The 25,806-nt window shown below is 73.5% G+C and carries 23 protein-coding genes and 1 pseudogene; 17 read left to right on the top strand and 7 right to left on the bottom strand.

The genetic code is table 11. The annotated features are described in order from the left end of the window. Positions 1–2: 2 nt before the first annotated feature. On the bottom strand, positions 3–1,205 hold the full coding sequence (locus tag HB370_RS09240) for an amino acid deaminase/aldolase (protein WP_030781240.1): 1,203 nt from the start codon (positions 1,203–1,205) through the stop codon (positions 3–5). A 273-nt stretch (positions 1,206–1,478) separates the two neighbouring features. Here HB370_RS09240 and HB370_RS41825 point away from each other — a divergent pair, with 273 nt between their 5' ends. From HB370_RS41825 to HB370_RS09225, 3 genes and pseudogenes are all read left to right on the top strand, one after another. Continuing rightward, positions 1,479–3,056 (top strand): hypothetical protein, encoded by a 1,578-nt coding sequence (locus tag HB370_RS41825; protein WP_244405478.1) that lies wholly within the window; start codon positions 1,479–1,481, stop codon positions 3,054–3,056. Continuing rightward, entirely contained in the window at positions 3,053–4,231 is a 1,179-nt protein-coding gene (mycP, locus tag HB370_RS09230; RefSeq protein WP_030781235.1) for a type VII secretion-associated serine protease mycosin, read from the top strand. The genes HB370_RS41825 and mycP overlap by 4 nt, the downstream gene beginning before the upstream one ends. Positions 4,232–4,622: 391 nt before the next feature. Then, positions 4,623–5,353: pseudogene (locus HB370_RS09225) on the top strand (SseB family protein). A gap of 25 nt (positions 5,354–5,378) precedes the next feature. Here the strand turns inward: HB370_RS09225 and HB370_RS09220 are convergent. Continuing rightward, entirely contained in the window at positions 5,379–5,735 is a 357-nt protein-coding gene (locus HB370_RS09220; protein WP_030781230.1) for a DUF1844 domain-containing protein, read from the bottom strand. A gap of 400 nt (positions 5,736–6,135) precedes the next feature. On the opposite strand from HB370_RS09220, the gene infC reads away from it, so the two are divergent. From infC to HB370_RS09165, 10 genes are all read left to right on the top strand, one after another. Further along, positions 6,136–6,774, top strand: coding sequence for a translation initiation factor IF-3 (gene infC, locus HB370_RS09210; protein ID WP_078637498.1), 639 nt, complete (start codon positions 6,136–6,138; stop codon positions 6,772–6,774). A 124-nt stretch (positions 6,775–6,898) separates the two neighbouring features. Further along, on the top strand, positions 6,899–7,093 hold the full coding sequence (gene rpmI / locus HB370_RS09205; protein ID WP_004933563.1) for a 50S ribosomal protein L35: 195 nt from the start codon (positions 6,899–6,901) through the stop codon (positions 7,091–7,093). Between the two features lie 98 nt (positions 7,094–7,191). Beyond that, a complete protein-coding gene (gene rplT, locus HB370_RS09200) occupies positions 7,192–7,575 on the top strand; it encodes a 50S ribosomal protein L20 (RefSeq protein WP_006141703.1) in 384 nt (127 codons plus the stop codon). 199 nt (positions 7,576–7,774) lie between these two features. Beyond that, positions 7,775–8,638 carry an RNA methyltransferase gene (locus tag HB370_RS09195; protein ID WP_030781227.1) on the top strand — a complete coding sequence of 288 codons (864 nt, stop codon included), beginning with the start codon at positions 7,775–7,777 and terminating at the stop codon, positions 8,636–8,638. A gap of 50 nt (positions 8,639–8,688) precedes the next feature. Further along, on the top strand, positions 8,689–9,822 hold the full coding sequence (locus HB370_RS09190) for an ATP-binding protein (RefSeq protein ID WP_030781225.1): 1,134 nt from the start codon (positions 8,689–8,691) through the stop codon (positions 9,820–9,822). 129 nt (positions 9,823–9,951) lie between these two features. After that, positions 9,952–11,073, top strand: coding sequence for a phenylalanine--tRNA ligase subunit alpha (pheS, locus tag HB370_RS09185; RefSeq protein WP_051815600.1), 1,122 nt, complete (start codon positions 9,952–9,954; stop codon positions 11,071–11,073). Beyond that, positions 11,073–13,586: a phenylalanine--tRNA ligase subunit beta gene (gene pheT, locus HB370_RS09180; RefSeq protein WP_030781223.1), complete on the top strand. Its 2,514-nt coding sequence runs from the start codon at positions 11,073–11,075 to the stop codon at positions 13,584–13,586. Before pheS ends, pheT begins: the two co-directional genes overlap by 1 nt. A 177-nt stretch (positions 13,587–13,763) precedes the next feature. Next, positions 13,764–14,831 (top strand): PP2C family protein-serine/threonine phosphatase, encoded by a 1,068-nt coding sequence (locus tag HB370_RS09175; protein ID WP_030781221.1) that lies wholly within the window; start codon positions 13,764–13,766, stop codon positions 14,829–14,831. A 28-nt stretch (positions 14,832–14,859) separates the two neighbouring features. Beyond that, positions 14,860–16,200 carry a hypothetical protein gene (locus HB370_RS09170; protein WP_030781216.1) on the top strand — a complete coding sequence of 447 codons (1,341 nt, stop codon included), beginning with the start codon at positions 14,860–14,862 and terminating at the stop codon, positions 16,198–16,200. A gap of 65 nt (positions 16,201–16,265) precedes the next feature. Next, positions 16,266–16,802, top strand: a complete 537-nt coding sequence (locus HB370_RS09165; RefSeq protein WP_189754935.1) for an NUDIX hydrolase — start codon at positions 16,266–16,268, stop codon at positions 16,800–16,802. Here the strand turns inward: HB370_RS09165 and HB370_RS09160 are convergent. Both HB370_RS09160 and HB370_RS09155 read right to left on the bottom strand, forming a co-directional pair. Next, positions 16,799–17,059: a hypothetical protein gene (locus tag HB370_RS09160; protein ID WP_030781212.1), complete on the bottom strand. Its 261-nt coding sequence runs from the start codon at positions 17,057–17,059 to the stop codon at positions 16,799–16,801. The genes HB370_RS09165 and HB370_RS09160 overlap by 4 nt on opposite strands. A gap of 207 nt (positions 17,060–17,266) precedes the next feature. Continuing rightward, entirely contained in the window at positions 17,267–18,127 is an 861-nt protein-coding gene (locus HB370_RS09155) for a 3-hydroxybutyryl-CoA dehydrogenase (RefSeq protein WP_030781209.1), read from the bottom strand. A 179-nt stretch (positions 18,128–18,306) separates the two neighbouring features. Between HB370_RS09155 and HB370_RS09150 the strand changes: the two genes are divergently transcribed. Next, positions 18,307–19,602, top strand: coding sequence for a family 10 glycosylhydrolase (locus HB370_RS09150; RefSeq protein WP_030781206.1), 1,296 nt, complete (start codon positions 18,307–18,309; stop codon positions 19,600–19,602). Here the strand turns inward: HB370_RS09150 and HB370_RS09145 are convergent, their stop codons facing one another. Further along, positions 19,603–19,803, bottom strand: coding sequence for a DUF1918 domain-containing protein (locus tag HB370_RS09145; protein WP_030781205.1), 201 nt, complete (start codon positions 19,801–19,803; stop codon positions 19,603–19,605). Positions 19,804–19,820: 17 nt separating this feature from the next. Further along, positions 19,821–20,732, bottom strand: a complete 912-nt coding sequence (locus HB370_RS09140) for a DMT family transporter (RefSeq protein WP_030781204.1) — start codon at positions 20,730–20,732, stop codon at positions 19,821–19,823. Between HB370_RS09140 and HB370_RS09135 the strand changes: the two genes are divergently transcribed. Then, positions 20,731–22,164: a PLP-dependent aminotransferase family protein gene (locus HB370_RS09135; protein ID WP_030781202.1), complete on the top strand. Its 1,434-nt coding sequence runs from the start codon at positions 20,731–20,733 to the stop codon at positions 22,162–22,164. The genes HB370_RS09140 and HB370_RS09135 overlap by 2 nt on opposite strands. 43 nt (positions 22,165–22,207) lie before the next feature. Beyond that, positions 22,208–22,663, top strand: coding sequence for a GNAT family N-acetyltransferase (locus HB370_RS09130; RefSeq protein ID WP_030781199.1), 456 nt, complete (start codon positions 22,208–22,210; stop codon positions 22,661–22,663). Positions 22,664–22,672: 9 nt separating this feature from the next. On the opposite strand, the gene HB370_RS09125 is transcribed toward HB370_RS09130, so the two are convergent. Then, positions 22,673–23,155, bottom strand: a complete 483-nt coding sequence (locus HB370_RS09125; RefSeq protein ID WP_030781197.1) for a DUF6314 family protein — start codon at positions 23,153–23,155, stop codon at positions 22,673–22,675. A 158-nt stretch (positions 23,156–23,313) separates the two neighbouring features. On the opposite strand from HB370_RS09125, the gene HB370_RS09120 reads away from it, so the two are divergent. After that, on the top strand, positions 23,314–25,800 hold the full coding sequence (locus tag HB370_RS09120; RefSeq protein WP_030781195.1) for an alpha-L-arabinofuranosidase C-terminal domain-containing protein: 2,487 nt from the start codon (positions 23,314–23,316) through the stop codon (positions 25,798–25,800). Positions 25,801–25,806 lie beyond the last annotated feature (6 nt).

Genomic DNA, 25,806 nt, shown 5'->3' with positions numbered 1-25,806 from the left:
CCTCACAGGAAGGTGTGCCCCTCACCCCGGTAGGTCGGCACGGTCGCGGTCACCGCGTCCCCCTCGATCAGGTGCAGCGCCTCGAACCGCTCGCACAGCTCGCCCGCCTTGGCGTGCCGGAACCACACCTTGTCGCCGATGAGCAGGTCGTCGGCGGGCGAGCCGAGCAGCGGGGTCTGCACCTCCCCGGGACCCTCCTGCGGGTCGTACCGCAGCCCCTCGGGCAGATACGGCACCGGCAACCGGTCGCTCCCGGCGGCACCGGAGGCCGGATAGCCGCCGCCGAGCACGGTCACCACCCCCACACCGGGCCGCCGCACCACCGGCTGCGCGAACAGGGCCGCCGGACGGCCGGTGAAGGAGGTGTAGTTGTCGAACAGGCGCGGCACGAACAGCCCCGAACCGGCGGCTATCTCCGTGACCGCGTCCTCGGCGGCCGTGTGCTGCACGCTCCCGGTGCCGCCGCCGTTCACGAACTCCAGGTCCGGGGCGACGGCCCGCACCGCCCGGACGACCGCGGCCCGCCGCTCGGCCAGCTCCCGCCGGGCGGCGGCCTGCATCAGCCGGATCGCCCGGGACCGCAGCGGCCGCCCCGCGACCGCGTCCCCGACCCCGGCGACATGCCCCTCGTACGCCATGATCCCCACCAGCCGGAAGCCCGGCCGCCGGGCCACCGAGCGCGCCAGCTCGGCCAGTTGGGCGGGGGAGTGCAGCGGCGAGCGCCGCGCGCCGATCCGCACCCGGCCGCCCAGCAGCCGCAGCGAGGTGTCCAACTCCAGGCAGACCCGCACGACTTCGCGCCCGCCGTCACGGGCCGCGTCGATGAGGTCCAGGTGCGCCGGATCGTCGATCATCACGGTGACGGCACCGGCGAGCTTCGGATCGGAGGCCAGCTCCGCGAAGCCCGCCCGGTCGGCGGACGGATAGGCCAGCAGCACGTCCTCGAACCCCGACCGCGCCAGCCACAGCGACTCGGCCAGGGTGAACGACATGAGGCCCCGGAAGCCGTCCTTGGCCAGGACCCGCTCCAGCAGGGCCCGGCAGCGCACCGACTTGCTGGCGACCCGCACGGGCTTGCCCCCGGCCCGGCGCAGCAGGTCGTCCGCGTTGGCGTCGAACGCGTCCAGGTCCACGATCGCGAGGGGAGCGTCGAGATGGGCGGTGGCCCGGTCGTAACGGGCCCGGGCGGCGGCAGGCGCAGTCATGGCGGAAGCCTGCCAGAGAGGATTACCGCAGGGTAGGGGGACGTTCCGGGCAGATGCCCCGGGCACGCGGACCGGTTCCGTCCCGGCCCCCGACAAGCCGTAGAGTGACGCGCACGTACGGCGGACCGCGCCCGGCACACCAGGTGAACCGGGATGCCCGTCCGGCCGTACGGGTATGCGTGCCCGGATGGAACCAGCGCACCGGGCGCGGCCGGACGGCGGACGGCCCGCGTACGAAGGAAACGGCCCTGGGCACGAGGAAACGGGGGGTGCATGAGCACGGAAGCGCGGCACACCCCCGTACCGCCCCGCCCCTCGGCTCCGCCCCCCGCCGGCACGGCCCGCCCCGACACGGGGACGGCCGGTACGGTCCCGCGCCCGGCCACACCCACGGCCCCCCGCCCGGCCGACGACCCCGACGACGAGCCGTCGGTCTTCACCCCGCGCGTCGTACGACCCCCGCGTCCCCTGGCGGTGCCCGAGGTCCCCGACCCGGTGAGCCCGCCCCCGCCGCCCGCGTCGGCCCGCTTCCCCGACGCACCGCCGAGCGCGGGGGCCGGTGCCGGCCGTGCCGGCGGCAGCGGGCCGGCGAGCGGCGACGCGGTGCGGTCCGGCGGCGGGCCCCAGAGGGCAGGCGGCGGGCCCCAGGGGGCCGGTGAGCGGCCCGCGGGGCGGTCCGGCGCCGGTTCCGGCCGGGCGGCGACGCCCGCGCGGACGCCCGCCGGAACGGTCGAGGCAAGCCCCTCGCGGACCGCTCCCGGGACCGTCACCGGGCCCGCCGCACAGCCGGCGCGGGCGGCGGGGACAGGGCCACGGTCCGGCGACGAGCCGCCCCGGCGGGGTCCGTCCCGGCAGGGCGCTCCGGCCGAGTCGGCGTCGGAGACGACCAGGCGGCTCCGGCCCGTCCCGCCCGCCACCGGTGACGACCCGTCGCCCGCGGGTCGCGTGACCGGCGTACGGGCCTGGGGCCCGTCGGCGGCCGGGGAGCCGGGACGACCCGGCGTGCCCGCCCCGGGCCGCTCCTGGAGCGCGGCTCCGGCCGACCGGCCCCTCGTGTCGTTCGCGGAACCCGAGCTGTCCGGTGCGCGCCCCCGCCCCCGGGTCGGGCCGCGCACCGTCGCCGCCGCCACCTGTCTCGTCCTCGGTCTCGGCCTCGTCGGCGGGGCCGTCGCCGGAAGCCGGCTCACCGGAGACGGCGACGAGGACGCCGTCCGCACCGCGTACACCGCCGCCGGCGCCCTCTGGCACAGCGTGCCCGTGGACCAGCTCTTCCCGCCCACCGTCCAGGGCACCGGTGCCGGTCCCGGCGGAGCCGACCGCACCTGGACGCGGATCGCCGTGGCCCCGGACGGCGGCTGCGCCCACGCCTTCGACCCGCTGCTGGCCCGGGCCCTGGCCCCGGTCGGCTGCCGGCGGCTGCTGCGCGCCACCTACACCGACGCCACCCAGAGCCATGTCACCACCGTCGGCCTGCTGTTCACCACGGCCGACCCCGCCGCCATGTCCGCCCTCGCCGCCCGCTTCCGCGACGAGCGCCTGGACCGGCGCCCCGACCTGATGCCCCGGCCCTACGCCGCGCCCGGCACGGCCGCCGCCGGCTTCGGCGACCGGCAGCGGGCCTCCTGGACCCTCTCCGTCCTCACCGACGCCCCCGTGGTGGCGTACGCGGTCTCCGGCTGGGCCGACGGCCGTACCGTCGACGAGCCCCAGCCCGCCGCCGACGCCGTCCGCACCGGCGCCGCCACCGCGCCGGCCCAGGCCGGGCTCGGCAACGAGGCCAAGGGCCTGGCCGACCGCGTCGAACGGCGGCTGCGCAAGACCATCGGCACGGCCACGGAGAACTCCGCATGACCCGACCGACCGGCCGCCGCAGGGCCCTCGCCGCCGTGGCGAGCCTGCTGCTCACCGGCTCCCTCGCCCTGCTGCCCGCCGCCCCGGCCCACGCCGACGGCCTGCGCGCCCAGCAGTGGGCGCTGACCGCGCTCCACCTGGAGGAGGCATGGCGGACCACCGAGGGCCGGGGCGTCACCGTCGCCGTCCTGGACACCGGCGTGGAGTCCGACCACCCGGACCTCGCCGGGAACGTGCTGCCCGGCAAGGACATGATCGGCTTCGGCGCCGGGCCCGGCGAGCGCCTGTGGGCCCGGCACGGCACCGCCATGGCCGGCATCATCGCCGGGCACGGCCACGGCCCCGGCCACGCCGACGGCGTCCTCGGCGTGGCCCCGGAGGCGAAGATCCTTCCGGTCCGCGTGATCCTCGAGGACGGCGACCCCGCCCGCGCCAAGGCCCGCACCACCCGCGGCACCGCCCTGGCCGAAGGCATCCGCTGGGCCGCCGACCACGGCGCCGACGTCATCAACCTCTCCCTCGGCGACGACTCGAACTCGGCCCACCCCGAACCCGGCGAGGACGAGGCCGTGCAGTACGCCCTGGGCAAGGGCGTGGTCGTCGTCGCCTCCGCGGGCAACGGCGGCGACAAGGGCGACCACGTCTCCTACCCGGCCGCCTACCCGGGCGTCATCGCCGCCACCGCCGTGGACAAGTACGGCACCCGCGCCGCCTTCTCCACCCGCCGCTGGTACGCGGCCGTCAGCGCGCCCGGCGTCGACGTCGTCATCGCCGACCCCGACCACAAGTACTACGCGGGCTGGGGCACCAGCGCGGCCTCCGCCTTCGTCTCCGGAGCGGCGGCCCTGATCCGGTCGGCGTACCCGGACCTCGCTCCGGCGCAGATCAAGAAGCTGCTGGAGGACACCGCGCGGGACGCCCCGGCCGGCGGGCGGGACGACTCCCGGGGCTTCGGCATGATCGATCCGGCGGCGGCACTGAGGGCCGCCGCCCGGCTCGAGCCGCGCCGCCTGCACGCCGCGTCGTACGGCGAGAAGTACTTCGGCCCCGGCCCGGACACCCCCGAGGCCGCCGACGGCACCGGCGACTGGGCGGCCCCGCTCGCCGGCGGCGCGGGCGCGGTCCTCCTGGTGGCCGCGATGGTCCTCTGGCGGACCCGCAGGCATCCGCGCTGAGCCGGCGACGCACCCGGTCTCCGGGCAGCGCGGCGCACCGCCCCGCGGTCCGCGCCGGACGGTGCCCGGAGACGGAGGAGGCCGCAGGCCAGGACACGGACATCGAACCGCGTGCCGGCACGCGCACGGGGCGGCCGCTCCCGTCACCCGGCCGGGACCGTCGCGGTCCCGCGGCCTCGTCGTGCGCCCCCCGACCGGCTTACGCCCCTGACCTGTAGTGCTCCCCGCCCTGGCGTGCACCTCGCCCTGCCGTGCTTCCCGGCCGGGCGTGCACCTCGCCCTGTGGTGCTCCCCGCCCTTCCGCGCACCCCGCCCCGCCGCGCACCCCGCCCCGTCGGTCACCCCGGCCCGGCGGCCGGGGCCCGTGCCGCCCCCGATAGGGTCGACGACCGTGGCGAACAAGAACATTCCCGACCCCGGCTTCTCCGACGACGACGGCTCCGCCGACCCCCGGCTGAGCGCCGCGCTCGCCGCCTGGGCCGAGGACCGCGGCGCCGTCGGGCCCGTCCTCGAGGCGCTCAAGGGCGCCCGCCTGCTGGTTCCCGTCGTCGCCGTGCTCGGCGAGGTGGAGGAGGACGAGAACGGGCTGCGCCGCGAGAAGACCAGCGACATGGCCGTCCCCACGCTGAAGGCCGGCGCCCGCACCGCGCTGCCCGCCTTCACCTCCACCGACTCCCTGGCCCGCTGGGACCCGGCGGCCCGCCCGGTCGCCGTACCCCTGCACCAGGCGCTCCAGGCCGCCGCGCACGAGAAGGCCGACACGATCGTGCTCGACCTCGCCGGACCGGTGCCGTTCGAGCTGACCGGCCCGGCACTGCTCGCCCTCGCCGAGGGGCGCACCAGCACCGACCCGCTCGCCGACCCGGCCGTGGTGGCGGCCGTCCGCGGCGCGGTGGCGGCCGAGCCCGCCGTGCTGCGCGCCCACCTCGGCCCCGGACAGGCCGACGGCACCCTAGCCCTCTCCTCGACCCGGCCGCGCCGCCCGCCGAGGCCGCCCGCGCGGTCGCCGGACGGCTCGCCGCCGACGAAACACTGCGGGCCCGCCTGGTGCGCGGCCTCGACCTGGCACTGCTGCCGGCCGGGACCACGCCTCCGGGCGAGCCCTTGTACGTGAAGGAATGAGGCCGTACGCGAGGTACGGGGAGGGTCAGCCGTAGACCGGGCCGGTGTACTTCTCGCCCGGGCCCTGGCCCGGCTCGTCCGGGACGACCGACGCCTCGCGGAACGCCAGCTGGAGCGACTTCAGACCGTCGCGCAGCGGGGCCGCGTGGAAGGAGCTGATCTCGGTCGCGCTCGCGTCCAGCAGACCGGCGAGCGCGGTGATCAGCTTGCGGGCCTCGTCCAGGTCCTTGTACTTCTCGCCCTCCTCGCTCAGCCCGAGCTTCACGGCGGCGGCGCTCATCAGGTTGACGGCGACCGTCACGATCACCTCGACGGCGGGGACCTCGGCGATGTCCCGGGTCATCGCGTCGAAGTCGGGGGACTCAGGAGGGGTGTCACTCATGCCCCACACGATAGGCCCCGCCGGACGCGCCCCCGCCCGCGGGAGGCCGCCCCGCACGGCCCCGGCGCACGGTTTGGCACCCTCTGCGCCAACCCTGTAGTCTGGGGGAAACGACCGGCCGGACACCTGCGTGTTCGGCCCACAAGTGGAGGCTCCGATCTCCCACCTGCTCCGTCCCACGGGACGGCGGGTCCGGTCAGGTGACCGCCATCGTTCCGTACGGGCGATGGAGTCACCCGAAAGCGCGCCCCGCGACATCGCGGCGGTGCTCCGGACGTATTGGAGCCCCGCTGGTGATCGTCCGGGGCATTTTTGCTGCTTCGGCGCGGTTAGGTCTAACGAACACAGACGTTACGCGGCTGTCCGCCAGACCGTCGCGTGGTGCTACCGAGGAGGATCCATCAGCGCCGAGCCCCGCATCAACGACCGGATTCGCGTTCCCGAGGTGCGACTTGTCGGTCCCAGTGGCGAGCAGGTCGGCATCGTGCCGCTCGCGAAGGCACTGGAGCTTGCGCAGGAGTACGACCTGGACCTGGTCGAGGTCGCGGCGAACGCCCGTCCGCCCGTGTGCAAGCTCATGGACTACGGGAAGTTCAAGTACGAGTCGGCCATGAAGGCCCGTGAGGCGCGCAAGAACCAGGCGCACACGGTCATCAAGGAGATGAAGCTCCGGCCGAAGATCGACCCGCACGACTATGACACCAAGAAGGGTCACGTCGTCCGGTTCCTCAAGCAGGGCGACAAGGTCAAGATCACGATCATGTTCCGTGGCCGTGAGCAGTCCCGCCCCGAGCTGGGCTACCGACTGCTGCAGCGGCTCGCGGAGGACGTCCAGGACCTCGGTTTCGTGGAGTCGAACCCGAAGCAGGACGGCCGCAACATGATCATGGTCCTCGGTCCGCACAAGAAGAAGACCGAGGCGATGGCCGAGGCCCGTCAGGCGCAGGAGGCCCGCAAGGCCGAAGCGAAGGCGAACCCTGGCAAGTCGCAGAACCCTGCCGAGGCCGAGGCGCCGTCCGAGGAGCCGGCCGAGGCGTGATCCCCCGGGATGTACACCCCAGTACGTCCCCGAGGATGTAACCGAAAGAAGAGAGCGACGCTCCACCGTGCCCGGTTTTCACGACCGGGCACCGGAGCGCCACCGACGAGGAGATAACGGCGCTATGCCGAAGAACAAGTCGCACAGCGGTGCCAGCAAGCGCTTCAAGGTCACCGGCTCCGGCAAGGTGCTCCGTGAGCGCGCCGGCAAGCGCCACCTGCTCGAGCACAAGTCGTCCCGCGTCACGCGTCGCCTCACCGGCAACGCCGAGATGGCCCCGGGCGACGCCGCGAAGATCAAGAAGCTTCTCGGCAAGTGACGCGGCGGCGCCCTGTGAGCGCCGTGCGTCTGGACCGGGACCGAATCGTTTCCGGGTCGTGTGAGGACCCCCACGACCCCGCTACAAGGAGTTAACAAGTGGCACGCGTCAAGCGGGCAGTCAACGCCCACAAGAAGCGCCGGGCGATCCTGGAGCAGGCCTCCGGCTACCGCGGTCAGCGTTCGCGCCTGTACCGCAAGGCCAAGGAGCAGGTCACCCACTCGCTGGTCTACAACTACAACGACCGCAAGAAGCGCAAGGGCGACTTCCGTCAGCTGTGGATCCAGCGCATCAACGCCGCTGCCCGCGCCAACGGCATCACCTACAACCGCTTCATCCAGGGTCTGAAGGCCGCGAACGTCGAGGTCGACCGCAAGATCCTGGCCGAGCTGGCCGTGAACGACGCGAACGCCTTCGCGGCGCTCGTCGAGGTCGCGCAGAAGGCGCTGCCGTCGGACGTCAACGCGCCCAAGGCCGCGTGACGCTGCGCTGGCTCTAGCCGACGCTCACTTCTGGACCCGCAGGCTGCATAGCTTGCGGGTCCTGTTGTTGGGGGCCTCCAGGCAGTCGTTCGGCTGCCGGCCGGTGGGGGCTTGTCGCGCAGTTCCCCGCGCCCCTTACGGGGCGCCGCAGCCACCCCGCGTGGAAAGCAAAAGAACTCATCCGAAGGTGAAGAACAACATGCCCCCCGTCAGCCCCGAGCTGATCTCTCCCCGGTCCGCGCGTGTCTCTGCTGCCCGGCGGCTTGCCAAGCGGAACTTCCGGGGGAAGGACCGGCTGTTCCTCGCCGAGGGGCCGCAGGCCGTGCGCGAGGGGGCCGGGCACCGGGGGGCCGACGGCGGCGCGACGCTCGTGGAGCTGTTCGCCACCGTCGAGGCCGCCGAGCGGTACCCGGACATCGTGGGGGAGGCGCGGGACGCCGGCGCCCGGGTGCACCTGGCCTCCGAGGAGGTCATCGCCGAGATCTCCACCACCGTCACCCCGCAGGGCCTGGTCGGGGTCTGCCGGTTCCTGGACACCCCCTTCGAGGAGATCCTCGCCGCCCGGCCCAGGCTGGTCGCCGTCCTCGCCCACGTACGCGACCCCGGCAACGCCGGCACCGTGCTGCGCTGCGCCGACGCCGCCGGCGCGGAGGCCGTGATCCTCACCGACGCCTCCGTGGACCTGTACAACCCCAAGGCCGTCCGGGCCTCCGTCGGCTCCCACTTCCACCTGCCCGTCGCCGTCGGCGTGCCCGTCGAGCGGGCCGTGGCCGGCCTGAAGGAGGCCGGGGTGCGGATCCTCGCCGCCGACGGGGCCGGCGACCGCGACCTCGACGAGGAGCTGGACAAGGGCACCATGGGCGGGCCCACCGCCTGGGTGTTCGGCAACGAGGCGTGGGGGCTGCCCGAGGAGACCCGGGCCCTCGCCGACGCCGTCGTCCGCGTCCCCATCCACGGCAGGGCCGAGAGCCTGAACCTCGCCACGGCCGCCGCCGTATGCCTCTACGCCTCGGCCCGTGCGCAGCGCGCCTCCGGAGGGTGCCGCTCCGTCACCGAGAGCTAGTAGGGTGACCAGCGCGGGGCCCTGCGCCGTCTGAGAGGTGGGGTACGGGGATGAGTGTGGCCGGCACGAGCACCGCGCCGGAGGGACGGGACGCACGGGACACACCCGTGCCCGAGCCGGGCGGACACCGGGGCCTCGACCCGGACCAGCTGCCTGACGGCCTGGTCATCGCCGATGAACAAGGGCGCGTGACCTGCTTCAACGCCGCCGCCGGGCGCATCACCGGGGTGGCGCCCGCCGACGCCCTCGGACAGCCGCTGGAGAAGGCGCTGCCATTAGAGGACCTGGAGGGGCGCCGCTGGTGGCAGCTCACCGACCCCTACGGCGGACTCGCCATCCGGGACCGGCAGCCGGAGCGCAACCTGCTGCTGCCGGGCGGCCGGGAGGTCCTGGTCACCGCCCGCTACGTGCGCGACGAACCGCTGGGGCCGGTGCGGTCCGTGGTCGTCTGCCTCCGGGACACCGAGGCCCGCCGCCGCACCGAGCGCAGCCACGCCGAGCTGATCGCCACCGTCGCCCACGAGCTGCGCTCCCCGCTGACCTCCGTGAAGGGCTTCACCGCCACCCTGCTCGCCAAATGGGAGCGCTTCACCGACGACCAGAAGCGGCTCATGCTGGAGACCGTCGACGCCGACGCCGACCGGGTCACCCGGCTGATCGCCGAACTGCTGGACATCTCCCGCATCGACTCCGGGCGGCTGGAGGTCCGCCGCCAGCCCGTCGACATCAAGGCCGCCGTCTCCCGGCACATCCAGGCGTACGTGGCGGCCGGCCAGCCCGCCGAGCGGTTCCTGCTCCGCACCGAACAGCCGCTGCCCGCCCTGTGGGCCGACCCCGACAAGATCGACCAAGTGCTCAGCAACCTCATCGAAAATGCCGTGCGGCACGGTGAGGGAACCGTCACCATTGGCATCACGCCCTCGGCGTCCCCGCGCGAGGGCGAGGAAACCGGCACATCGGTCACGGTGAGCGACGAAGGGCCCGGCATCCCGGAGGAGTCCATGAACCGCGTCTTCACCCGCTTCTGGCGGGGCAGCAAGCGCGGCGGCACCGGGCTCGGGCTGTACATCGTCAAGGGCATCGTGGAGGCCCACGGCGGCACGATCACGGTCGGCCGCGCCCACCGCGGCGGCGCCGAGTTCCGATTCACCCTGCCCGTGGCGGCCCCGGCCTATCTCGGCTGACGGCCCACGGGCTCTTCGTCCACCCGCACCCCGTTAGACTCGGCCTTTGGCACCTTTGTGTCCTTCACGCGGCCCTCGCGAGTCGGTGACGGGGACCATCCGCCAGCTAATTCGGAAGCACGGGAAGAGATGTCGGCACCCAATAAGTCGTACGACCCTGTAGAGGTCGAGGCGTTGAAACCGGAAGAGATCGAGCGCATGCGGGACGAGGCGCTCGCCGCCTTCGCCGCCGCGGACTCCCTCGACGCGCTCCACGAGGCCAAGGTCGCCCACACCGGCCCCGCCTCCCCGCTGGCCCTCGCCAACCGCGAGATCGGCGCCCTGCCCCCGCACGCCAAGGCCGAGGCCGGCAAGCGCGTCGGCCAGGCCCGCGGCGCCGTCAACAAGGGCCTCGCCGCCCGTCAGGCCGAACTGGAGGCCGAGCGCGACGCCCGGGTGCTGGTCGAGGAGGACGTCGACGTCACGCTGCCGTACGACCGCGTCCCGGCCGGCGCCCGCCACCCCCTCACCACGCTCTCGGAGCGCATCGAGGACATCTTCGTGGCCATGGGCTACGAGGTTGCCGAGGGCCCGCAGGTCGAGGCCGAGTGGTTCAACTTCGACGCGCTCAACATCGGCCCGGACCACCCGGCCCGCGGCGAGGCGGACACCTTCTTCGTCGAGGGCCCGGACGGCTCCGGTGACTCCGGCGTCGTGCTGCGCACCCACACCTCGCCCGTGCAGATCCGCTCCCTGCTCGACCGCGAACTGCCGGTCTATGTGATCTGCCCCGGCCGCGTGTACCGCACCGACGAGCTGGACGCCACCCACACCCCGGTCTTCCACCAGGTCGAGCTGCTCGCCGTGGACGAGGGCCTGACCATGGCCGACCTCAAGGGCACCCTGGACCACATGGTCCAGTCCCTGTTCGGTGAGGGCATGAAGACCCGGCTGCGCCCGAACTTCTTCCCCTTCACCGAGCCGAGCGCCGAGATGGACATGCTCTGCTACGTCTGCAAGGGCGAGTCCGTCGGCAACGCCGACCGGCCCTGCCGCACCTGCTCGTCCGAGGGCTGGATCGAGCTCGGCGGCTGCGGCATGGTCAACCCGCGGGTGCTCACCGCCTGCGGCGTCGACCCGGAGAAGTACAGCGGCTTCGCCTTCGGGTTCGGCATCGAGCGGATGCTGATGTTCCGCCACAACGTCGAAGACATGCGAGACATGGTCGAGGGTGACGTCCGGTTCACCCGGCCGTTCGGGATGGAGATCTGATGCGGGTCCCGCTTTCTTGGCTGCGGGAGTACGTCGACCTGCCGGCGACGGAGACCGGCCGCGACGTCCAGGCCAAGCTCATTTCGGCAGGCCTGGAGGTCGAGACCGTCGAGCAGCTCGGCGCCGACCTCAAGGGCCCGCTGGTCGTCGGCCAGGTGCTGACCATCGAGGAGCTGGAGGGCTTCAAGAAGCCGATCCGCTTCTGCACGGTCGACGTCGGCCAGGCCAACGGCACCGGTGAGCCCCAGGAGATCGTCTGCGGCGCCCGTAACTTCGCGGTCGGGGACAAGGTCGTCGTGGTCCTGCCCGGCGCCACCCTGCCCGGCGGCTTCTCCATCTCCGCCCGCAAGACCTACGGCAAGGTCTCGCACGGCATGATCTGCTCCAGCGACGAGCTGGGCATGGGCGACGACGGTGCCCACGGCATCATCGTGCTGCCGCCGGAGACCGAGGTCGGCAAGGACGCCATCGAGCTGCTGGAGCTGGTCGACGAGGTCCTGGACATCGCCGTCACCGCCAACCGCGGCGACTGCCTGTCCATCCGTGGCGTGGCCCGGGAGACCGCCATCGCCTACGGCCTGCCGCTGCGCGACCCGGCCCTGATCGACGTACCGGCCCCGAACGCCTTCGGCTACCCGGTGCAGGTCTCCGAGCCGTACGGCTGCGACCGGTTCACCGCCCGCACGGTCACCGGACTGCGCCCCGAGGCGCGCTCCCCGATCTGGCTCCAGCGCCGGCTGCAGAAGGTCGGCATGCGCCCGATCTCGCTCGCCGTGGACATCACGAACTACGTGATGATGGAGCTGGGCCAGCCGCTGCACGCCTACGACCGCAAGCTGGTCCAGGGCACCATCGGCGTGCGCCGGGCCGAGGAGGGCGAGAAGCTCGTCACCCTCGACGGCGTCGAGCGCACCCTGCACGCCGAGGACCTGGTCATCACCGACGAGCGCGGCCCGATCGGGCTCGCCGGTGTGATGGGCGGCGCCAACACCGAGATCGCCGATCACGAGGACGCGCAGAACGCGACGACCGAGGTGGTCATCGAGGCCGCCCACTTCGACGCCGTCTCCGTCGCCCGTACGGCCCGCCGGCACAAGCTGCTGTCCGAGGCGTCCCGCCGCTTCGAGCGCGGCGTCGACCCGCAGGCCGCCGCTGCCGCCGCGCAGCGCACCGTGGACCTGCTGGTCCTGCTCGCGGGCGGCACGGCGGAGGCCGGTGTCACCGAGGTCATCGCGCCCTCGGCGCCGCACACCATCACCATCCCGGCCGACCACCCGGACAAGGTCGCGGGCGTCACCTACGGCCGTGAGACGGTCGTCCGCCGCCTGCAGGAGGTCGGCTGCGACGTCTACGGACAGGACGAGCTGATCGTCACCGTCCCGTCCTGGCGGCCCGACCTGGCCGACCCGAACGACCTCGCCGAGGAGGTCATCCGCCTGGAGGGGTACGAGAACCTGCCCTCCACGCTGCCCAAGCCGCCCTCCGGCCGCGGGCTGACCCACCGTCAGCGGCTGCACCGCCGGGCCGGCCGCGCGCTGGCCGGCGCCGGGTACGTCGAGGCGCCGAACTACCCCTTCGTCAGCGAGCAGGTCTTCGACCAGCTCCAGCTGGCGGCCGACGACCCGGCCCGCCGCGTCGTCAAGCTGGTCAACCCGCTCAGCGACGAGGAGCCCGCGCTGCGCACCACGCTGCTGCCGGGCCTGCTCGGCGCCCTGCGGCGCAACGCGGGCCGGGGCTCGCACGACCTGGCGCTGTTCGAGACCGGGCTGGTCTTCCACCCGCGCGAGGAGAACCGGGCCGCCGGGCACCTGCCCGTCGACCGGCGTCCCACCGACGAGGAGATCGCCGCGCTGGACGCCGCGCTGCCCGAGCAGCCGCGGCACGCGGCCGTCGTCCTGGCCGGCGCGCGCGAGCAGGCCGGCTGGTGGGGCAAGGGCCGCCCGGCGGACTGGGCCGACGCCGTCGAGGCGGCGCGCACCCTCGCCCGCGAGGCCGGTGCGGAACTGATCGTGCGCAAGGGCCAGTACGGTCCCTGGCACCCGGGCCGGTGCGCCGAGCTGGCGGTCGTCGCCGACGGCGGCGAGAAGGTCGTCGGCCACGCGGGCGAACTGCACCCGCGGGTGCTGAAGGCCCTGGGCCTGCCCGAGCGCACCTGCGCGATGGAGCTGGACCTGGACGCCCTGGAGGCGGCGGGCGACGGCGTTCCGCAGGCTCCGGGCATCTCCACGTTCCCGGTCGCCACGCAGGACGTCGCCCTCGTCGTCGACAAGCCGGTACCGGCCGCGGAAGTCGAGGCGGCGCTGCGCGAGGGCGCGGGTGAACTGCTGGAGTCCATCCGGCTGTTCGACGTCTACGAGAACGCGGAGCAGCTGGGCGAGGGCCGCAAGTCGCTCGCGTACGCGCTGCGGTTCCGGGCGGGCGACCGGACGCTGACCGTGGACGAGGCGTCGGCCGCGCGGGACGCGGCGGTCGCCCTCGCGGGCGAGCGGACGGGTGCGGTGCTGCGCGGCTGAGCGCCGCGCGGCTGCGCCCGTCAGCCGCATAAATGCGGGTTGACCGACGATCGGATCACTCATTCGAGTGGGAACTCGGGGTGATCCGGTCTGCTCGGAGCCTGGGCTCGACAGAATCGGACCGGCCTTTCGGGGTCGGTCCGTCTGCTCTGTCAGGCCACATGGGGGACCACAGGCATGATCCGCATCAAGGCACGGGCGCCCACCGGACGGGCGACGGTACTGCCCACGGTCTGGGGGGCCGTCGCGGTCGGCTACAAGTTCGGCTGCCCGCTCGCCCAGCAGAACGGCCTGGGGGCGCGCATCGTCACCAGCGCCGTGTTCTTCGCCGTCGGCACCGGCCTCGTCCTGCACGTCCGCCGCACCCTGCTCCGGGAACTCAGGATCGCCCGGAAGGTGGCGCGCACCGCGCAGAACGTGGTCCTGCGTCCGCCGCCCCCGCGTGTGGACGGGATCGACGTCGCCGCTGCCCAGCTCTCCGCCGACCGGGGCGCGAGTGTGGGCGGCGATCTGTACGAGGCCCTGGCCACCGAGCACGGCGTCCGCGTGGTGATAGGGGACGTACGGGGGCACGGTCTGGCCGCGCTCGGCACCGTCGCCGCCCTGCTCGGCAGCTTCCGCGAGGCCGCTCACGACGAGGCCGGGCTGGACCGGGTGCTGCGCCGGCTGGACCGCGCCCTCGCCCGTCACCTGCGCGAACGCGCCCGCGCCGAGCACCCGGCGCACGGCGGCCCCGAGCCGGACACCCCGGTCGCGGAGGAGTTCGTCACCGTGCTGCTCCTGGAGATCGGCCCGGACGGCGAGGTACGCGCCCTCAACTGCGGCCACCCCTGGCCCTATCTGCTCAGCGGTACGACGGTGGGCCCGCTCTCGCACGTCGATCCGCTCCCGCCGCTCGGGCCGTTCCCGCTGCCGGCCGAGCTGACGGCCCGGTCCTGCGGCCGGCTGCTGCCGGGGGAGTCCCTGGTGCTGTTCACCGACGGGGCGGAGGAGGCGCGGGATACGCGAGGGCGGTTCTTCCCGCTGCCGAAGGTGCTGGCGGACGCGGTGCGGGGGCAGCCGGTCACCCCGCAGACGGTCCTGCGTACGGTCCTCCGCGCCCTCCTCGACCACACGGGCGGCACCCCCGGCGACGACGTGGCGCTCCTGGTGCTGCGCAACGCGCGCGGGCCCGGACCCCGGGCGGCGGCCACGGAGCCCGGCGCCCGGTTCACACCCCGTGTGAAGGCGGAGCCACTACGCTGACGGCACCAGGCCACCCGGGGGGCATCCCATGCAGCCCAACACTCTGCTCGACGCGATCCTGGACGAGGCGGGGATCTCGCACGCCGGACTCGCCGCCCACGTCAACCAGGCGGGCCGCGCCCGCGGTCTCGCGCTGCGGTACGAACACACCGCCGTGGCCCGCTGGCTGAAGGGCCAGCGGCCCCGCGGCCAGGTGCCCGACCTGATCTGCGAGGTACTGGCGGCCCGGCTGCACAGACCGGTCACGCTGGACGACATCGGGCTCGGCGTGCCCGGCGGGCCGGGCAGCCCGCACGCCGGTTCGCTGGGCGGGTTCGTGGAGCGGGCCACCGCCCTGTGGCGGTCGGACGAACAGCAGCGGCCCCATGTGCTGGACGCCCCTGCGGTCACCGGCACCCCGGCCGTGATGCCGGTGTGGGAGTGGGAGAACCCGCCGGAGGACGTGGACGTCTCCCGGGGCGGCCGGCAGCAGGTCACCGCGGCCGACATCGAGGTGCTGCGCGCCGCCCGGGCGCACTACGAGCAGATGTACCGCAAGGCCGGCGGGATAGCGACCCGCACCCGGGTGGTCGGCTTCCTCAACGCCGAGGCCGCGCCGCTGCTGCGGGGCAGCTACCCCGACGCCACCGGCCGCCAACTGCACCGGGCGACCGGCGCCTTGGTGGCGATCGCGGGCATCTGCGCGTACGACTCCGACGCCCACGGCCTCGCCCAGCGCTACTTCCACCAGGCGCTCCGGCTCGCCAAGGCCAGCGGGGACCGGGGACTCGGCGCCTATGTGATCGCGCTGCTGGTCAACCAGTCGCTGTTCATGCGGGAGTACCGGCAGGCCGTCGCCTTCGCCGAGGCCGCGCTGCGCACCGCCGGCCGGCACATCACCCCGGCGCTCGCCTCCGATCTGTACGCCATGCAGGCCAAGGCGTACGCCCACCTCGGCGACAGCGGCGGCGCGCTGTCCCGCATCCGGCGCGCGGAGACGGCGGCCGAGCGGATCCGGCGCGGTCACGAGCCCGCCGAGACCGGGTATGTGCAGCCGGGGCTGGTCAATGTGCAGGTGGCCGAGGCGCTGCTCAGCCTCGGGGACCTGACCGGGGCCCGGGAGCACGCGGCGGCGGCCGTCGGCACCCCCGCCCACGACCGGGGCCGGGTGCACCGGCTGGCCATGCTCAGCACCATCGAGCTGCGCCGGGGCAACGCCGACCAGGCCGTGGCCACCGCCGTGCAGATGGCGGAGCAGGCCCGCGGCATGGAGTCGCAGCGGCTGCGCGACCGGCTGCGCGAGGTGCGCGAGCATCTGGTGCGCTGCGGCTCGGCCGGTACCGCCGAGGCCGCCGAACTGATCGACGGAGCGCTGCGCGTGCCGTTGTAGGCCCACTGTGGGGTACACGGTCCCTGCTGCGATATTGCCACTCACCCGACGGAAGGTGGCATACCGTGCAGTGGACGAATCACTGTGAAAAATCCGTGTATGAGACCCGCTGGTTCCGTGTCAACCTCGCGGATGTCGAGCTGCCGGACGGCCGGCACCTCGACCACTTCGTGATCCGGCTGCGGCCCGTGGCCGTGGCGACGATCGTCAACGGGGCGAACGAGGTGCTGCTGCTGTGGCGGCACCGGTTCATCACCGACAGCTGGGGCTGGGAACTGGCGGCGGGCGTCGTCGAGGACGGCGAGGACATCGCGAGCGCGGCGGCCAGGGAACTGGAGGAGGAGACCGGCTGGCGGCCGGGGCCCCTGCACCACTTGATGAGCGTGGAGCCGTCCAACGGCCTCACCGACGCCCGGCACCACATCTACTGGTCCGACCGGGGCGAGTACGCCGGACATCCCGTGGACGACTTCGAATCGGACCGGCGGGAATGGGTCCCCCTCAAACTCGTCCCCGACCTGATCGCCCGTGGGGAGGTCCCGGCCGCCAACATGGCGGCCGCGTTACTCCTGTTGCACCACCTCAGGCTCGCCGAGGGCTAGTGGGCCGACAGCGCCTGCCAGAGCGTCACCACGAGCGCGCCCAGCGCGGTCAGCGCGGCGAGCGAGGGCAGTGGCCAGCGTGCGTGTTCCAGCGAGGCCATCCGGGAGTTCAGATCGTCCAGTTCCTTGGCGGTCTCCTCGGTGCGGTGGCGCAGCAGCGCCAGTCCTCCCTCGACTCTGGCGTAGGCCACGTCGAGGCGGCGCCGTAACTCTGCGAGTTCTCCATGGACCACGGGATGCTCCGGTTCGGTGGTCACGTGTTCGTTCCTCTCGGTAGTCGAAATGAAGGGTTCCGCATCCCCTGCATGCGCATGACGAGTCAACTCGCCTGGTGGGCGTGTGGGGAGCGTGTGTGGCGGGCATATGCGTGCCCGGCGCGCACACGGTGTGTGAAACAGTCGGGCCCGGCACCGTACTGCGGTGCCGGGCCCGACGGGCGTCGCGCTTCGTAATCAGGCGTGGGTTCAGCCGTAGGTGTAGAAGCCCGACCCGGTCTTCCGGCCGAGCCGGCCCGCCTCCACCATGCGCTGGAGCAGCGGGGGAGCGGCGTACAGCGGCTCCTTGTACTCGGCGTACATCGAGTTGGCGATGGAGACGATGGTGTCCAGGCCGATCAGGTCGGACAGCTTCAGCGGGCCCATCGGGTGGGCGCAGCCCATCTCCATGCCGTTGTCGATGTCCTCGCGGCTCGCGATGCCGGACTCGAACATCCGGATCGCCGACAGCAGGTAGGGCACCAGCAGCGCGTTCACCACGAACCCGGAGCGGTCCTGGGCGCGGATGGCGTGCTTGCCGAGCGCCTTCTCGGCGAAGACCTGGGCGCGGCTGAGCGTGCCCTCGGAGGTGGTGAGCGCCGGGATCAGCTCGACCAGCTGCTGCACCGGGGCCGGGTTGAAGAAGTGGATGCCGACGACGTGGTCCGGGCGGGAGGTGGCGACGGCCAGCTTCACCAGCGGGATCGAGGAGGTGTTGGAGGCCAGGATCGCGTCCGGCCGGGTCACCACCTGGTCGAGCACCTGGAAGATCTCGGTCTTGACCTGCTCGTTCTCGACGACGGCCTCGATCACCAGATCGCGGTCGGAGAACTCGCCGAGGTCGGTGGTGAAGCTCAGCCGCGCCTGGGTGGCGTCCCGCTCCGCCTCGGTGATCTTGCCGCGCTCGGCGGCCTTGGCCAGGGAGTTGTACAGCCGGGTGCGGCCGATCTCCAGGGCCTCGCCGGTGGTCTCGGCGACCTTCACGTCCAGTCCCGCACGGGCGCACACCTCGGCGATGCCCGCGCCCATCTGGCCGCAGCCCACGACTCCGACGCGCTCGATGTCGGTCACATCGTCCCCTTCGCTGGTCTTCCGGCTGGCTGGCAGGACTCCGGGTTCCGGCGCCTGCTCCGATCGTGCACGTTACCGCCAAGTATCGATGATCGATCGCCCGGGTGGGGGCATCCTGGAGCGCGGAACGATCCGTGACCCAGCGGATCCGGAGCGTACGGAGGCGGCCGGTGGCGCTCATCTCGCGACGGACCCTCGCCCGGGCCGCGCTGTCCGCACTGGCCACACCGGCCCCCGTCCCGGGCGGGCCAGGGCCCACCGGCCCCGCCCCGGCGGCGGGCGCGGGCACCGGTCCCGCCGTCCGGAGCGCCGCCGCGGCACCGGGGCCGCACGGTCCGTCGCGGGCGGCCGCGGAGATGCGGGGCGTCTGGATCGCGTCCGTCGCCAACCGGGACTGGCCCTCGCGGCCCGGCCTGCCGGCGGACCGGCAGCGGGCCGAGCTGATCGCCCACCTCGACCGCGCGGTCCGCCACCGGCTCAACACGGTGATCCTCCAGGTGCGGCCGGCCGCCGACGCGCTGTGGCCGTCGCCGTACGAGCCCTGGTCGGAGTGGCTCACCGGCACCCAGGGCCGCCACCCGGGCTGGGACCCGCTGGGCACGGCCGTCGAGGAGGCGCACGCCCGGGGCCTGGAACTGCACGCCTGGTTCAATCCGTACCGGGTCGCGAACCACGACGACCCCAGCCGGCTGGCCGCCTCCCACCCGGCCCGCACGCACCCCGGCTGGGTGGTGCCGTACGGCGGGCGGCTGTACTACGACCCGGGGCGGCCCGAGGTCCGCGCCTTCGTGCGGCGGGCGATGCTGGACGCGGTCGCCCGCTACCCGGTCGACGCCGTCCACTTCGACGACTACTTCTACCCCTATCCGGTCGCCGGGCAGACCTTCGACGACGACGAGTCCTACGACCGCCACGGCGGGGCCTTTCCCGGCCGGGCCGCCTGGCGCCGGCACAACATCGACACGCTGGTGCGGGAGACGGCCGCCGACATCCGGCGCGTCCGGCCCGGCACCCGGTTCGGGATCAGCCCCTTCGGCGTCTGGCGCAACGCCGCGACCGACCCGCGCGGCTCGGAGACCCGGGCGGGCGTCCAGACGTACGACGACCTGTACGCGGACACCCGCACCTGGGTCCGCGAGCACTGGATCGACTACGTCGTCCCGCAGCTGTACTGGCACATCGGCCACGCCGACGCCGACTACGCGGCCCTCGTCGCCTGGTGGTCCGAGGTTGCCGAGGGCACGTCGACGCTGCTGTACCTCGGGGAGGCCCTGTACAAGGCGGGTGACGCCGGGCAGCCGTCGGCCTGGCAGGACCCGGTCGAGCTGTCCCGGCATCTCACCCTCGCCGCCCGGTACCCGCGGGTGCGCGGGCACGTGTTCTTCGCCGCCCGGGACCTGGCGGCCGACCCGGCCGGGGCGATGGCGCGCGTGGTCGCCGACCACTACCGGGGGCCGGCGAGACCACCGCGCTGACTACCGCTGTCGGTGTTCTTCCTGGTGCTTGACCTGGCAGTCGGGGCCGGGGGACATGACCGTCTCGTGTCCGTTCTCGGCGCGGACACGATAGGGCGGGCTGCCCTCGGGACCGAGTACCTCGACCACTTCCACGACATGGTCGTGCTGACCCACCACCCTGCCGTGCTGGACCAGCTTGTCGCCCTTGGATGCGCGCATCTGGGCCCTCCTTGCGCTCACGACCGCTGCGTGACGGCGATGCACACGAGCACGGCCACGGCGGTCAGCGGTGCGGCCACCGTGAAGTGTTCGCCCAGCAGCAGCGCCGACCACACCAGTGTGAGCAGGGGCTGGGCCAACTGCAACTGACTGGCCTTCGGGATGCCGATGGCCGCCATGCCCCGGTACCAGACGACCAGACCGAGGAACTGCGAGCCCAGGGCCACCCACAGCAGCCCGGCGACGCCGTGCCCGGTCAGGTGCACGGGTTCGTACGCCAGCGCCACCGCGGCGGCCGGCACGCTCAGCGGCAGACACAGCACCAGCGCCCAGCCGATGACCTGCCAGCCCGGCATGACCCGGGCCAGCCGGCCGCCCTCGGTGTAGCCGGCCGCGCACACCAGCAGTGCCGCGAAGAGGTAGCCGTCGGCCGTGGTGAGCGCGCCGCCGCTCTGGGTGAGGGTGAAGGCGATGACGGCCGCCGCGCCCGCCACGGCGGCGAGCCAGAACCGGCGGGAGGGGCGGGCTCCGGTGCGCAGGGCCGAGAACACGGCGGTGGTCAGCGGCAGCAGTCCCACCACGACGGCCGCGTGGGAGGTGGTGGACGTCTCCAGCGCGAGCGTGGTCAGCATCGGGAAGCCCAGCACCACCCCGGCGGCGACCACGGCCAGCCCGGCCAGATGGCGGCGCGCGGGGAGCCGTACCCGCAGCGCCAGCAGGCAGCCCCCGGCGACGATCGCGGCGAGGACCCCGCGCACCGCCACCAGCGACCACGGGCCGAAGCTCTCCAGGCCCCAGGCGGTGGAGGGAAAGGTCAGCGAGAAGGCGATCACGCCGAGACCGGCCTGGAGGGTGCCCAGGCCCCGCAGGTCCCCGGGGGCGGTGACTGCTATCGGGCTCGCGGTAGTAGCGCTACTCTGTGTTCTCATGCAACAGCGTAGCAGCGTGGGAGAACTGGCAGAACAGCTCCGGCGAGAGCTGGACCGCTACTCTCCTGGTGGAAAGCTCCCGTCGAGCAGGGCCCTGGTCGAGCGGTTCCGGGTCAGCCCGGTGACCGTCTCCCGGGCCCTCGCCCAGCTCGCCGCCGAGGGCCTGGTGGTCACCCGCCCCGGCGCCGGTGCCTTCCGGGCCCGGCCGCACCGGCCGGAGGGCCCCGCCGGGGACACCTCCTGGCAGGAGGTCGCCCTCAGCGCCGACGGCGCGGCCGACCTCGTCCCGCGCACGGTGGACGCCTCGGGCGTCACCGTCTCGCTGTCCGTCCCGCCGCCCGGGGTGCTGGAGTTCAGCGGCGGCTACCCGCACCCCTCCCTGCAACCGGAGCGGGCCATGGCGGCGGCCCTGGCCCGGGCCGGCCGGCGGCCCGGCGCCTGGGAGCGGCCGCCGCTGGAGGGGCTGCCGGAGCTGCGGGAGTGGTTCGCGCGCGGGATCGGCGGCGCCGTCACCGCCGCCGAGGTGCTGATCGCCGCGGGCGGCCAGGCGGCCCTGGCCACCGCCCTGCGCGCGCTCGCCCCGCCCGGCGCCCCGGTGCTGGTGGAGTCGCCCACCTACCCCGGCATGCTGGCCCTCGCCCGCGCGGCCGGGCTGCGGCCGGTCCCGGTGCCCGTGGACCCCGACGGGGTCCGCCCCGACCTGCTCGCGGACGCCTTCCAGGCCACCGGCGCCCGGGTCTTCGTCTGCCAGCCGCTGTTCCAGAACCCGACCGGTGCCGTGCTGGCCCCCGCCCGGCGCGCCGAGGTGCTGCGCATCGCCCGCGAGGCCGGGGCGTTCGTCGTCGAGGACGACTTCGTGCGCCGCCTCGTGCACGCCGACGCCGGGCCGCTGCCCCGCCCGCTGGCCGCCGACGACCCGGACGGCGTGGTCGTGCACGTCGGCTCGCTCACCAAGGCGACCTCGCCCAGCTTCCGGGTGAGCGCGCTGGCCGCGCGCGGGCCGGTGCTGGAACGCCTGCGCGCGATCCAGGTGGTGGACAGCTTCTTCGTGCCGCGCCCGCTCCAGGAGGCCGCCCTCGAACTCGTCGGCTCGCCGGCCTGGCCGCGCCATCTGCGGGCGCTGTCGGCCGAGCTGAAGACCCGCCGCGACGTCATGACGGGCGCGCTCGCCCGGGAACTGCCCGAGCTGGTCCTGCCACACCTCCCGACCGGCGGCTACCACCTGTGGCTGCGGCTGCCGGACGGGCTGGACGAGGCCGCGCTGACCGCGGCGGCGCTCCGCGCGGGCGTCGCCCTCACCCCCGGCCGCCCCTACTTCAGCGCCGAACCCCCCGCCGGCCACCTCCGGCTGAGCTTCGCGGCGGTGGCCGGCACCGGGGAGATCACGGAGGGGATGCGGCGACTGCGGGCGGCGTACGAGGAGGTGCGGTGAAAACCGCTGGTCCGCACGGAGCGCGGGCTGTGAGGATCGTCGTATGAGCGATGCACCGGATCTCCCCGAGGGTCCCGACCTCCCCGAGGGCTACGAGTTCTCCGCCGACCCCGCCCGCGTCGACGTCGACCGTGTGTACGGCTGGCTGTCGTCCGACACGTACTGGGCGCTCGGCCGGCCCCGTGACACGCACGAGCGGGCGATGGCGTCCTCGCTGAACTTCGGGGTCTACGCCACGGCGTCGGGGGAGCAGGTGGCGTACGCGCGCGTGGTCACCGACCGGGCGCTGTTCGCCTGGCTCGCCGATGTGTACGTGGACCCCTCGGTGCGCGGCAAGGGCGTGGGCACGGCGTTCGTCGGCCGGATCCGCGACCACCTGGCGCCCTTCGGGCTGCGCCGGCTGCTGCTCGCCACCGAGGACGCGCACGAGGTGTACGCCAGGCTGGGCTTCCGGCCGCTGGAGCGCCCGGAGCAGTACATGGCGCACTCCTTCGAGTGAGCGTCCGGCTCAGTCCTCGCGGGGGCGGTCCCCGGCGGGCTCCTCGCGGGTGTAGTCCGTGGTGAGTTCCAGGTCCTTCGCCGGGCCGCCGACCCGCCACACCGTGCGCCAGCGGCCGGCGTCCAGGACGGTGAACTCGCCCCGGTAGAGGTCGGCCGCGCAGGGGTGGTCGGCGATGTACCGGCCCCGGGTCAGATCCAGGTCGTGGAAGGGCCGCCCGTCCGCGAAGCGCACCTCCGCCCGGCCCGGCACGGGCCCCGGCAGGAACCGCAGGGTCCGGGTGGCCGGCCGGGCCACCCCGCGCCAGGTGAAGACGCCGGACTCCTCGTGCAGCAGGCCGCCGCCGTCCAGCGGGCCGAAGACGGTGGTCCCGGTGAAGCGGCCCTCGTCCCCGCTCGCCAGATCCCGCACCGCGCGCTCGACGCGCCAGCGACCGGACAGGTAGGCCAGCGGATCGGCCACCGGCCAGAACTCGTTCTCACGCGCATCCATGAGGGCCTGCCCCTCTTTCCCTCGCATCCCTTACGGCCCGCCCCTCTTTCCGTGCGGTCTCGGTCCGCCCCATTGACGCGCTCATACCCCTTCTCTATCTTGCCGTTCGAAGTGCTGACCAATGTCTGATATTTCGAACATCGAGCCGCGGAGTATCCATGTCACGCACCACCCGCTACAGACTCGTCGGCCTGGGCGCGGGCGCCGTCCTGCTCGCCACGGCCGCCCTCCCCGCCCCGGCCCACGCCGAGGAGGTCACCGACTACGCGATCGCCGTCGACCCCTCCGCCACCGGTCCGGCGATCCCCCGCACCATGTACGGGGTCTTCTTCGAGGACATCAACCGCGCCGCCGACGGCGGCCTGTACGCCGAACTCGTCCAGAACCGGTCCTTCGAGTACTCGACCGCCGACAACGCCTCCTACACCCCGCTGACCTCCTGGACGGTCTCCGGCACCGCCCGGGCGGTGGACGACTCCGGCCGGCTCAACGAGCGCAACCGCACCTACCTGGCGCTCGCCGCCGGTTCGTCCGTCACCAACGCCGGCTACAACACCGGCATCGCCGTACGGGACGGCGAGAGGTACGACTTCTCGGTGTGGGCCCGCGCGGAGGCCGGTGCCACGCTCACCGTCTCCCTCCAGGACTCCGGCGGCCCGCTCGCCACCGCCCGGCGGATCGCCGTGAAGAAGAACGGCTGGGCCAAGTACAAGGCCACCTTCACCGCCACCCGGACCAGCACCACGGGCCGGCTCACCGTGGCCGCCGACGGCGCCGCCGCCCTGGACATGGTGTCCCTCTTCCCGCGCGACACCTACAAGCACGAGCCCAACGGCCTGCGCAAGGACCTCGCCGAGAAGGTCGCCGCCCTGCGCCCGGGCTTCGTCCGCTTCCCCGGCGGCTGCCTGGTCAACACCGGCTCCATGCGGGACTACAGCGAGGCGTCCGGCTGGCAGCGCAAGCGCTCCTACCAGTGGAAGGACACCGTCGGCCCGGTCGAACAGCGTGCCACCAACGCCAACTTCTGGGGTTACAACCAGAGTTACGGCCTCGGTTACTACGAGTACTTCCGGTTCGCCGAGGACATCGGCGCCATGCCGCTGCCCGTCGTACCCGCCCTGGTGACCGGCTGCGGCCAGAACCAGGCAGTGGCCGACGACGCCCTGCTCGAGCGGCACATCCAGGACACCCTCGACCTCATCGAGTTCGCCAACGGCCCGGCCACCTCCACCTGGGGCAAGGTGCGGGCGCGGATGGGCCACCCCAAGCCCTTCCACCTCACCCACATCGAGGTCGGCAACGAGGAGAACCTGCCCGCCGAGTTCTTCGCCCGCTTCCAGCGGTTCCGCGCGGCCGTCCAGGCGAAGTACCCCTACATGAAGGTCGTCTCCAACTCCGGCCCGGACGACTCCGGGACGACCTTCGACACCGCCTGGAAGCTCAACCGGGACGCCAAGGTCGACATGGTCGACGAGCACTACTACAACAGCCCCCAGTGGTTCCTGCAGAACAACGACCGCTACGACTCCTACGACCGCCAGGGCCCCAAGGTCTTCCTCGGCGAGTACGCCTCCCAGGGCAACGCCTTCAAGAACGGCCTCGCCGAGGCGGCCTTCATGACCGGCCTGGAACGCAACGCGGACGTGGTCCGGCTCGCCTCCTACGCCCCGCTGTTCGTCAACGAGGACTACGTCCAGTGGCGCCCGGACCTGGTGTGGTTCAACAACCACGCCTCCTGGGGCTCGGCCAACTACGAGGTGCAGAAGCTGTTCATGACCAACGTGGGCGACCGGGTGGTGCCGAGCACGGCGACCGGCACCCCGAGCGTCAGCGGGCCCATCACCGGCGCGGTCGGGCTGTCCACCTGGAACACCAGCGCCGCCTTCGACGACGTACGGGTCACCGGCGCCGACGGCTCCCCGCTGCTCGGCGACGACTTCTCCGGTGACGCCTCGAAGTGGACCCACACCGGGGCCGGCAGCTGGGCCGTCCAGGACGGCCGGTACGTCCAGACCGACGACACCGCCGAGAACACCATGGTCCAGGCCGGCGACCCGTCCTGGCACGACTACGACCTGCACGTGAAGGCCACCAAGAAGTCCGGCAAGGAGGGCTTCCTCGTCGCCTTCGGCGTCAAGGACACCGGGAACTATTTCTGGTGGAACCTCGGCGGCTGGAACAACACCCAGTCGGCCGTCGAGCAGGCCGTGGACGGCGGCAAGTCCACGCTGATGACCAAGGCGGGCTCGGTCGAGACCGGCCGCGCCTACGACATCGACGTCAAGGTGCGCGGCCGCCAGGTCACCCTCTACCTCGACGGCGAGGAGTGGGGCAGCTTCACCGACGACAAGCCCGCCGAGCCGTTCCGCCAGGTCGTCACGCGCGACGCGAAGACCGGCGAGCTGATCGTCAAGGTCGTCAACGCCCAGTCCGCCGCCGCCCGTACCGCCATCGACCTCGGCGGTGCCGAGGTCGCGTCCCGGGCCAGGGCGACCACGCTCGCCGCCGCGCCGGACGCGGTGAACTCCGAGACGTCCACCGCGGTCGCCCCGCGCACGTCCACCGTCACCGGGATCGCGGGGAAGTTCACGTACACCTTCCCGGCGAACTCCATCACCTTCCTCAGGATCAAGGAGAAGCAGTAGGAGCGG

It is taken from the genome of Streptomyces sp. DSM 40868 (assembly GCF_011820545.1).
GTDB classification, from domain to species: Bacteria; Actinomycetota; Actinomycetes; order Streptomycetales; family Streptomycetaceae; genus Streptomyces; species Streptomyces eurythermus.
Note: the sequence above shows the minus strand (reverse complement) of the source record. Positions and strands in the feature narration are given on the sequence as shown.